We start from the raw sequence: 6,098 nt of genomic DNA on the forward strand, positions 1-6,098 counted from the left end.
GGCGGGACCAGCAGGGCCAAGCCGGACCGGCGGGACCCGCAGGACCAGCCGCGCCAACCGGGCCGGCCGGACCCGCGGGACCGGCAGGGCCCGCCGGGCCGGCGGGACCAGCGGCTCCCGCCTCACCCTTCGGGCCACGCGCGCCGCAATTGGCGACGATCAGATCCTTGATGTCCTTGCCTTCGGCTTTCAGATCGAGCTTGCAGGTATCCGGCAGGTAGCTCAGCGACATCTTGAAGCGCCGCGACGACGAACTCGTCACCTTGTCGCCGGTCGCGACCAGTTCGACCTCCTGCCCGGACTTGGCGGTCCGGCCGGTGATGACGAGTTTTCCGCTCTGGATCGCGACGGTATCGAGCTCGAGCGCGAAAGCGCCGGTCGAGGTGATCGCCAACAGTGCCGCTCCGACAAAGATCGATCGTCCAGCCATCAAGCTTCCCCATGGTTGTCACGCGCGCCCGCAGCGCCTGCTGCCAACAGCGTCGCCCCCGTACTATCAGCCGAATACGGCCGTCCGCCTAGCCGCGGCAGCGTGACATTTTTGTGCCTGTTGATGCGGAACCGGAAATCCGGGCTCGGCTCATGGTGGAAGGACGATCACCGTTGCGAACAAAGCAGGAATCTGGAAGCGTCGGCCTTCATCCAAACAGGCGCTGATTCGTTGACCCTGCCCGCTGCCCTTCTCGACGCGCTCAATCCTGAGCAGCGCTGCGCCGTGCTGCACGGCACCGACGGCCCCTGCCCGCCGCTATTGGTGATCGCCGGCGCCGGCTCGGGCAAGACCAACACGCTGGCGCATCGCGTCGCGCATCTCGTCGTCGGCGGCGCCGATCCACATCGCATTCTGCTGATGACGTTCTCGCGCCGCGCCGCGTCCGAGATGACGCAGCGGGTCGAGCGCATCGCCCGCCGGGCGATGGGCGACCGCGCCGGCGCGCTCAGCGGCGGCCTGAACTGGGCCGGCACCTTCCATGGCATCGGCGCGCGGCTGCTCCGCGACTACGCCGAGCGCATCGGGCTCGATCCGGGCTTCACCATCCACGACCGCGAGGATTCCGCCGACCTGATGAATCTGGTTCGGCACGACCTCGGATTCTCCAAAACCGAGAGCCGGTTTCCTGCGAAATCGACCTGCCTGTCGATCTACTCGCGCTGCGTCAACGCCACCGCCGAACTCGATCAGGTGCTCGGCGCCAACTATCCGTGGTGCGCCGCCTGGTCGAAGGAGCTGAAGCAGCTGTTCGCCGGCTACGTCGAAGCCAAGCAGCGCCACAACGTGCTCGATTACGACGACCTGTTGCTCTACTGGGCGCAGGTGATGGCCGAGCCCGCTTTCGCCGAGGAAATCGGCGGCCGGTTCGATCACGTGCTGGTCGACGAGTATCAGGACACGAATGCGCTGCAGGCCCAGGTGCTGCTGGCGCTGCGGCCGTCCGGTGAAGGCCTCACCGTGGTCGGCGACGACGCCCAGTCTATCTATTCGTTTCGCGCCGCCAGCGTCCGCAACATCCTCGACTTCCCCAAAGCCTTCAGCCCGCCGGCGCGCATCGTCACGCTCGATCGCAACTATCGCTCGACGCAGGGCATCCTTGCAGCCGCCAACGGCGTGATTGATCTCGCGCGCGAGCGCTTCACCAAGAATTTGTGGACCGATCGCGCCACCGGCTCGCCGCCGCTGCTGGTCGGCGTGCGCGACGAGGCCGATCAGGCGCGCTACATCGTCGAGCGGGTGCTCGACGCCCGCGAAGGCGGCACGACATTGAAGCAGCAGGCGGTGCTGTTTCGCACCTCGTCGCACTCGGCCCCGCTGGAGCTCGAGCTGACGAGGCGCAACATCCCGTTCGTCAAATTCGGCGGCCTGAAATTTCTCGATGCCGCGCATGTCAAAGATATGCTGGCACTGCTGCGCTTCGTGCAGAACCCGCGCGATCGCGTCGCCGGCTTCCGGGTAATGCTGTTGATGCAGGGTGTCGGTCCGGCGGCGGCGCAGAAGACGCTGGATGCGATCGCCGCCACGGCCGATCCGCTGGCGACGCTCGCCACCCTGGCCGCACCGCCGCGCGCGGCCGACTGGCGCGGCTTCGTCGAAGCCGTCACCGAACTACGCAGCTGCGACGCCGGCTGGCCGGCCGAGATCGAGCGTGCGCGGCTGTGGTACGAACCTCATCTCGAACGCATCCATGAAGATTCCGAAACGCGGCGCGCCGATCTGGTGCAGCTCGCGCAGATCGCGTCGGGTTATCCGTCGCGCGAACGCTTCCTCACCGAGCTGACGCTCGATCCGCCAGACGCGACGTCCGATCAGGCCGGCGTGCCGCTGCTCGACGACGATTATCTGATCCTCTCCACCATCCACTCCGCCAAGGGCCAGGAATGGAAGCAGGTGTTCGTGCTCAACGTCGTCGACGGCTGCATGCCGTCCGACCTCGGTACAGGGACCACCGCCGAGATCGAGGAGGAACGCCGCCTGCTCTATGTGGCGATGACGCGCGCCAAGGATGACCTGCACCTCGTCGTGCCGCAGCGTTTCTTTACACACGGCCAGGCTGTGCAAGGCGATCGTCACGTCTATGCGTCGCGCAGCCGCTTCATTCCGGAGCGACTGCTGCCGCTGTTCGAACGCGTCGCCTGGCCGAAGCCCTCGGCGACGCCGAGTTATTCGACCCGCAAAGCGCCGTCGATGGACATCGGCGCGCGGATGCGCGGAATGTGGCGCTAGCGGCAGCGCGCGGTTGTCCGCTCTCGGCGTTCGACGCTTCGACAACCCCATACGCCGCTGTGCGTGCACAGCGACCTAACTACTCGGAATAACCTCAATTGATCCAGTTCCATGGATCACGCTAGCTGTGGTTCCCGACGATTCGACCGAGAGCTACACATGCCGGGCATTATGATTTTTCTGGCTGTCGCGCTGGGGGCGACGGCCGCGTTCTTCTTTGACGCGCGTGACCAGGTTTTTTACGGCACGCGTTGGGCGGTCCAAGCGTGCGACACGTCACCGCTATTCTGTCATCACCCGGAATATCTGGCTTACGGCGCGATCGGCTGCATGGTGTTCGGGATCAGCATCGCGCTGGGCCGCGCGATCGGATCCTGATCACCAGTTTTCCGCGTCATGCCAGGCCAGCGCTGATCTGCGTCTCGACAGCGCGGCAACTCCCAATCTATGCTTGCCGACATGAACAACCATTCCGAAACGCACGCCCATCATCACCACGACCACGACCATTCCGAGCTGTCGGAGACCGAGCTGCGGGTGCGTGCGCTCGAAACCATCCTGACCGAGAAGGGCTATGTCGATCCAGTGGCGCTCGATCTCTTGATCGAGACCTACGAGACCAAGGTCGGGCCCCGGAACGGCGCTCAGGTCGTCGCCAAGGCCTGGAGCGATCCCGCCTACCGGGCGCGGCTGCTCGAGGATGCAACCGCCGCAATTGCCGAGCTGGGCTATGTGGGCCGCCAAGGTGAGCATGTCGTGGCGGTGGAGAATACGCCGGCACAGCATAACGTCGTCGTCTGCACGCTGTGCTCCTGCTATCCGTGGCCGGTGCTGGGGCTGCCGCCGGTCTGGTACAAATCGGCGCCGTATCGCTCACGCGTGGTCAAGGAGCCGCGCGCGGTGCTGGCCGATTTCGGCGTCACCCTGCCGGAGGGCACCGCCATCCGCGTCTGGGATTCGACCGCCGAGATCCGCTATCTGGTGATCCCGATGCGACCGGCCGGCACCGAGGGCTGGAGCGAGACGCAGCTCGCCGACCTCGTCACCCGCGACAGCATGATCGGCACCGGTCTCGCCCGTGCTCCGGCGGAGATCGCCGCATGAACGGTGCGCACGACATGGGCGGCATGGACGGCTTCGGCCCGGTCGTCCCGGAGCCGAACGAGCCGATGTTTCATGCGCAGTGGGAACGCCGCGCCTTCGCCATCACGCTGGCGATGGCGCGGCCCGGCGGCTGGACCATCGACATGAGCCGCTTCGCCCGCGAGAACCGCTCGCCGGCGGATTATCTGTCTAAGAGCTACTATCAGATCTGGCTCGCCGGGCTCGAGCAGCTGATGGAAGAACGCGGCCTGGTGACGGCCGACGAAGTTGCGGCCGGCAAGCCGCTGCATCCACGCAAGGACGTTCCCCTGCTCGGCGCCGCCGACGTTGCTCCGATGCTGGCGCGCGGGGGACCGACGGAGCGTCCGGCGCCCGCCCCTGCCCGTTTTGCGGTCGGCGATCGCGTCCTGGCCAAGGAAATGCACCCGCAGGGGCACACGCGGCTGCCGCGCTATGTGCGCGGCCGCACCGGCGTCGTCGAACTGGTCCACGGCGCGCACGTCTTCCCCGACAGCAGCGCCGCCAGCACCGGCGAGCAGCCGCAATGGCTCTACACCGTCACTTTCGACGGCGCCGAGCTGTGGGGCGCCGATGCCGAGCCGGGTCTGCGAGTTTCGGTCGATGCCTGGGAGAGTTATCTGGAGTCTGCGCCATGAAGGTCGATCGTGAAGCCGCCGCGGTCGCGGCGCGCAGCGTTCCCGGACTGCCGCGCGACGACGACGGGCCGGTGTTTCGCGAGCCCTGGGAGGCGCACGCCTTCGCGATGGCAGTGACGCTGCATCAGCGCGGTCTGTTCAGCTGGAACGAATGGGCGGCGGCGCTGGCGGCGGAAATCTCGCACGCCCAGGCGGAGGGCGATCCGGATCGCGGCGACACCTACTATCTGCACTGGCTGGCCACACTGGAAAAGATGGTCGCGGACAAGGGCGTCGCCAGCACCGAGGTCCTACACCGCTATCGCGACGCCTGGGACCGCGCCGCCGATCGCACGCCGCACGGTCAGCCGATCGAGCTCCGGGCCGAGGATCTCGCCCGGCCACTGAAGCTGCCGATCGGAGAGCAGCGGAGATCAGTTGCCTGCCCCGAACGCCTCATAGACCAGCTTCTTGAACGCCGGCACGTTGCGGCCGCGCTCGTTCTGGGTCTGCTGCATCAGGATGTAGATCATATCGAGTTTCGGATCGACGCCGAAATAGGTGCCGCTGCCCGAGTCCCATTTCAGTTCGCCGATCGAACCCGGCGCCGGCGGATGCGCATCACCGGCTGATACGCGAACGGCAAAGCCGTAGCCGAACCCGAAGCCGTCGCCCGGAAAGTAGAAGTAATCGCGCCCGACGCCCGAGCCCGGCCCGATCTGATCGGTGGTCATGGCCTTGAAGGCGGCGGGGCTCAGATAGCGCCGGCCGCCAAGTTCACCGCGGTTCAGGATCATCTGGGCAAAGCGCGCATAGTCCGTGGCCGTCGACACCAGGCCGCCGCCGCCGGACTGCCATTGCGGATGCGCCAGACGCATCTTCTCTGCATCGACCAGAATGGTGTCGTCCGGCAGCGGCGCCGCCATCCGCTCGCGCTCGGCGTCGTTGTCGAGCACGTATTTGGTACTGGTCATGCCGAGCGGATCGAACAGGCGTTGCTTCTCGAACTGATACAGGCTCTGTCCGGAGACGATCTCGATGATGGCGCCGAGCACGTCGGTGGAATGACCGTAGCGCCACAGCGTGCCGGGCTGGCGTGCCAGCGGCAGATGCGCGATGCGCTCCGCAAAAATCTTGTTGTCGAACGAGCCGGCGAAGATGTCGGCGTGCTGATAGGCCTGTTCGATCTGCATGCCGCCGATATATTCGTACGAAATCTCCGAGGTGTGGCGCAGCAGATCGGCGATAGTGATCAACCTATCGGCGGGCACCAGCCGCAGCAGTTGCGAGCCGTCGGCATCGACGGTTTCGATCCCCACCTTGGTGGTGGCGAAGGCGGGAATGTATTTGGCGACCGGATCGGTGAGCGCCAGCTTTCCCTCGTCGATCAGCATCATCGCCGCCACCGAGGTGATCGGCTTGGTCATCGAATGCAGCGCGAAAATGGTGTCGGGCGTCATCGGATGTTTCCGCGCCGCCGTGCGGAAGCCGAACGACTTTTCGTACAGCGTCCGGCCATGCTGCTGTATCAGTACAACCGCCCCAGGAATCTTGCCGCTGGCGACTTCATTGTCGAAGAACGCGGTGATCGGTGCAAACTTCTCTGGCGCCGGGCTTGCACTGCCAGCCGGCGTTTGCGC

6 protein-coding genes and 1 pseudogene are annotated in these 6,098 nt (G+C 66.0%); 5 read left to right on the top strand and 2 right to left on the bottom strand.

Annotation, left to right across the window (positions count from 1 at the left end; all coding sequences use genetic code 11):
* Window positions 1-430, bottom strand: a 430-nt coding sequence (locus I5M_RS32985; protein ID WP_031337983.1) for a hypothetical protein, incomplete at its 3' end; no start/stop codon positions are given.
* Between the two features lie 231 nt (window positions 431-661).
* Here I5M_RS32985 and I5M_RS28800 point away from each other — a divergent pair.
* The 5 genes and pseudogenes from I5M_RS28800 to I5M_RS31715 all read left to right on the top strand — a co-directional run.
* Complete coding sequence (locus tag I5M_RS28800) at window positions 662-2,719, top strand: ATP-dependent helicase (protein ID WP_022724562.1); 2,058 nt, start codon at window positions 662-664, stop codon at window positions 2,717-2,719.
* Window positions 2,720-2,878: 159 nt separating this feature from the next.
* Window positions 2,879-3,097: a hypothetical protein gene (locus tag I5M_RS28805; RefSeq protein ID WP_022724563.1), complete on the top strand. Its 219-nt coding sequence runs from the start codon at window positions 2,879-2,881 to the stop codon at window positions 3,095-3,097.
* Between the two features lie 81 nt (window positions 3,098-3,178).
* Entirely contained in the window at window positions 3,179-3,823 is a 645-nt protein-coding gene (gene nthA, locus I5M_RS28810; protein ID WP_022724564.1) for a nitrile hydratase subunit alpha, read from the top strand.
* Complete coding sequence (gene nthB, locus I5M_RS28815; protein ID WP_022724565.1) at window positions 3,820-4,479, top strand: nitrile hydratase subunit beta; 660 nt, start codon at window positions 3,820-3,822, stop codon at window positions 4,477-4,479. The genes nthA and nthB overlap by 4 nt, the downstream gene beginning before the upstream one ends.
* Window positions 4,476-4,856 (top strand): annotated as a pseudogene (locus I5M_RS31715) (nitrile hydratase accessory protein); the annotation flags it as partial. The gene nthB and the pseudogene I5M_RS31715, both read left to right, overlap by 4 nt.
* Before the next feature lie 36 nt (window positions 4,857-4,892).
* Here the strand turns inward: I5M_RS31715 and I5M_RS28820 are convergent.
* On the bottom strand, window positions 4,893-6,047 hold the full coding sequence (locus I5M_RS28820) for a serine hydrolase (RefSeq protein ID WP_083909713.1): 1,155 nt from the start codon (window positions 6,045-6,047) through the stop codon (window positions 4,893-4,895).
* Between the last annotated feature and the right edge of the window lie 51 nt (window positions 6,048-6,098).

The sequence above is a fragment of the Rhodopseudomonas sp. B29 genome, from assembly GCF_000333455.1.
In the GTDB taxonomy this organism is placed as follows: Bacteria; Pseudomonadota; Alphaproteobacteria; order Rhizobiales; family Xanthobacteraceae; genus Rhodopseudomonas.

Bases quoted from the DNA above. Each gene is read 5' to 3' on its own strand.
- nthB (WP_022724565.1), top strand. From the start codon at position 3,820: ATGAACGGTGCGCACGACATGGGCGGCATGGACGGCTTCGGCCCGGTC.
- nthA (WP_022724564.1), top strand. From the start codon at position 3,179: ATGAACAACCATTCCGAAACGCACGCCCATCATCACCACGACCACGAC.
- I5M_RS28805 (WP_022724563.1), top strand. From the start codon at position 2,879: ATGCCGGGCATTATGATTTTTCTGGCTGTCGCGCTGGGGGCGACGGCC.